This window comes from Thiohalocapsa sp., from assembly GCF_019695415.1.
In the GTDB taxonomy this organism is placed as follows: domain Bacteria; phylum Pseudomonadota; class Gammaproteobacteria; order Chromatiales; family Chromatiaceae; genus Thiohalocapsa.
This window is the reverse complement of the sequence record NZ_JAIFKJ010000578.1, coordinates 1-3,307: the sequence shown is the minus strand read 5'-3', so window position 1 is coordinate 3,307 and position 3,307 is coordinate 1. Positions and strand designations below refer to the sequence as shown.

Here is a 3,307-nt window from a genome sequence, read left to right as displayed (position 1 = left end):
CTGGTTTGCGGTCGGCACGGTGGCCGGCTTCGGGGGCGGCCGTCGACTCGTGCCGGCGTCCTTCACGACGGCAAGCTCGCGCCAGCGACCCTACACAGCCATGCGCACACCCATCGTCATGCTCACCTGCATCTGCATGCGCCCGGGGTGGATGGCGAGGCTGCGCATGCGGGGGCAGCGCCGCTGCACCCTGATCATCATGTGGGGGAGTGAGGGCCGGATAGGCTATGCTCCCGCGTTGCCGCCGGCCTCGCAGCGCCCATGGAGCCCCAGATGCAGCGTGTCACCATCACCCTCGACGACCACTTGAACGACGCCTTCGAGCGCTTCCGTGGAGAGCACGGCTACGCCAATCGCTCCGAGGCCATCCGCGACCTGATTCGCGAGCGTCTCCAGGCCGAGCGCCTGCACCGGGAGCCCACCGGCCACTGCATCGCCACCCTCAGCTACGTCTACAATCACCACGAGCGCGAGCTGGCGAGCCGGCTCACCCGCGCCCATCACCACCACCACGACCTGGCCGTGTCCACGCTGCACGTGCATTTGGACCACGACCACTGCATGGAGACCGTTGTGCTGCGCGGTGCCACGGATCGGGTCCGTGCCTTCGCCGACGCCGTCATCGCCCAACCCGGCGTGCGCCATGGCCGTCTCTCGGTGCTGCCGGTGCGTGTCGCTGAAGAAGCCCACGACCATGGCGATGACGGCGGGGCCGAGCGTCATCTGCATCTAGAGCCTCTTCCCTGAAGCGCGATCCACTCCCGCCATACCGCGCTGCGTGTGCACACATGCGCACACAGTTAGGGTGCGCACGCGGTCATGGCGCACGAGACGGGCGCAGAGGCGGTCACTGGGCGATGTCGGCGTCGGCGTCAATGAGGATGAAACAGGTGCTTAGGGCCAAAGCCATGCTGATTCGTCGTGAGATTACCCGAGCTGCTGTCGCTGGCTTTCTGGCCGTCGCCGCTGCGGCATACCCCTCGAGTGATCAGTCGCCTATGTCCGAGACACTGACCTGGCAGTGGCAATCGGGTGATTGCTACGGCACGCCTGGGGCGGTACTTCAAGATCAATGGGTGGACGCCGCCCCCGGCACTAGGCTTTGTGTCGTTCCGCCGAGCTACCTGTGCACCCAGCCCAGCGGTCCTCCCCTAAGATGGTATGTGGACGTTGTGATAGACGGGGAGATGTTTCCCGGGACAGCCGACCCGGATACCGAGCATTGCGTCACGACGGAGGCAAGCCCTGTCACGGTCCACAGCAGCACCTACTGCACGACCCATCCGAGTCGCTACGACGGGTCCATCCGGTTTGAGCCGGAAGTCCGGGACGCCATCGTCGCGGATCGTGCCGGCCACCCAGATCCTCGCTGACTCCGCAGCTTGGTCCGCATTCGGCAGCTTGCGGCCCTCGGTCAAGCCCCCTGGCGCGTGATGCCTACAGAAGCTCAGCTTATGTCTTTGTTTTCGAATGGATAACGTAGAACCGGCCCTTGACGCCGGTCATCGAAAGCGCCCGCCTGTCTCAGCGATCCTGTTGCTATTGACAATTCGCATGTCCGACCAGCGCGCTCGGGGAATATAAGCTGCTTCTAATGCAAGGAGCAGCCCGTGCCGGCCTGGGGCGCACGTCTCCGCTGGGCCAGGGGCCTGTGACGCCTGAGGTGTCGTGGTCAGCGCGCGACCGCAGGGGCAGCGGTGCGCCTGAGCGAGGATGGGCGGCAGCGGATCCGGCCGATTGGCGGTGATCCGGCGCGCCTGCTGGGATCACTCCAACAACGACGGAAGAGCGAAGCATGCTTGACAGCACCATGATCGAGCTGTCGCGTTGGCAGTTTGCGGCCACCGCGATGTATCACTTCCTGTTCGTGCCGCTGACGCTGGGCCTCTCCTGGATGCTGGTCATCATGGAGAGCGTCTATGTCATGACGGGGCGCGAAATCTATAAGGACATGACCAAGTTCTGGGGCAAGTTGTTCGGCATCAACTTCGCCCTGGGGGTCACCACCGGTCTCACCATGGAGTTCCAGTTCGGCACGAACTGGTCCTACTACTCCCACTACGTCGGCGACGTCTTCGGCGCGCCGCTCGCCATCGAAGGGCTGATGGCGTTCTTTTTGGAGTCCACCTTCATCGGGCTCTTCTTCCTGGGCTGGGAGCGGCTCACCAGGCGCCAGCACCTGATGGTGACCTTCCTGACGGCCATCGGCTCCAACCTGTCGGCCATGTGGATTCTCATCGCGAACGGCTGGATGCAGTACCCGGTGGGTGCGGAGTTCAGTTACGAGACCATGCGCATGGAGATGCAGAGCTTCTATGAGGTGATGTTCAACCCGGTGGCGCAGGTCAAGTTCGTGCACACGGTGGCCGCGGGCTATGTGACAGCCGCGATGTTCGTCGCCGGCATCAGCGCTTGGTACATGCTGAAGGGGCGGGACCTGGCCTTCGCGAAGCGCTCCTTCTCCGTGGCCATGGGCTTCGGGCTCGCGTCCATCCTGTCCGTGATCCTGCTCGGCGACGAGTCCGGCTACGAGGTGGGCGACGTGCAGAAGGTCAAGCTCGCCGCCATCGAGGCCGAGTGGCACACGGCCGAGGCGCCTGCAGGCTTCACCCTCTTCGGACTGCCGAGCAACGAGGATGAGGAGACACACATGGCGATCAAGGTCCCCTGGGCGCTCGGCCTCATCGCCACCCGCTCACTCGATGAGGAAGTCGTCGGCCTCAAGGATCTGATGCGCGAGCACGAGGTGCGCATCCGCTCCGGCATGATCGCGTACGAGTACCTGCAGCGGCTGCGCAACGGCGAGGACAATGCCCACAACCGTGGCACCTTTGAGGACCATATGGACGACCTCGGCTATGGACTGCTGCTCAAGAAGTACACCGACAACCCCGCCGAGGCCACGGAGGAGCAGATCCAGATGGCGGTGAAGGACTCCATCCCGGAGGTGGCGCCGCTGTTCTGGAGTTTCCGGGTCATGGTGGCTGCAGGCTTCTGGATGCTGCTCTTGTTCGTGCTCGGGTTTTATTTCAACGCCACGCGCAAGATCCAGGACAAGCGCTGGCTGCTGCGCGCCTTCCTGTACAGCATCCCGGTGCCCTGGATCGCCGCCGAGACCGGCTGGTTCGTCGCCGAGTTCGGCCGCCAGCCCTGGGCCATCGGTGAGGTGCTGCCGACCTCAGTTGCTGCCTCCTCGCTCACCGCGAACGACATCATGATCAGCCTCACCGGCTTCATCGTCTTCTACACGGCGCTGTTCATCATCGAGATGTTCCTGATGTTCAAGTTCGCGCGGCTTGGCCCGAGC

At 64.1% G+C, this 3,307-nt stretch carries 2 protein-coding genes and 1 pseudogene; all 3 read left to right on the top strand.

The genetic code is table 11. The features are described 5' to 3' along the window. Window positions 1–213, top strand: a pseudogene (locus I6U14_RS15935) (ABC transporter ATP-binding protein); the annotation flags it as partial. Between the two features lie 60 nt (window positions 214–273). Then, a complete protein-coding gene (gene nikR / locus I6U14_RS15930; protein ID WP_296900503.1) occupies window positions 274–747 on the top strand; it encodes a nickel-responsive transcriptional regulator NikR in 474 nt (157 codons plus the stop codon). A 1,048-nt stretch (window positions 748–1,795) separates the two neighbouring features. Further along, the coding region (locus tag I6U14_RS15925) for a cytochrome ubiquinol oxidase subunit I (RefSeq protein WP_296900502.1) at window positions 1,796–3,307 on the top strand (1,512 nt) is incomplete at its 3' end.

Coding starts and splice junctions, on each gene's coding strand:
- nikR (WP_296900503.1), top strand. CDS start 274: ATGCAGCGTGTCACCATCACCCTCGACGACCACTTGAACGACGCCTTC.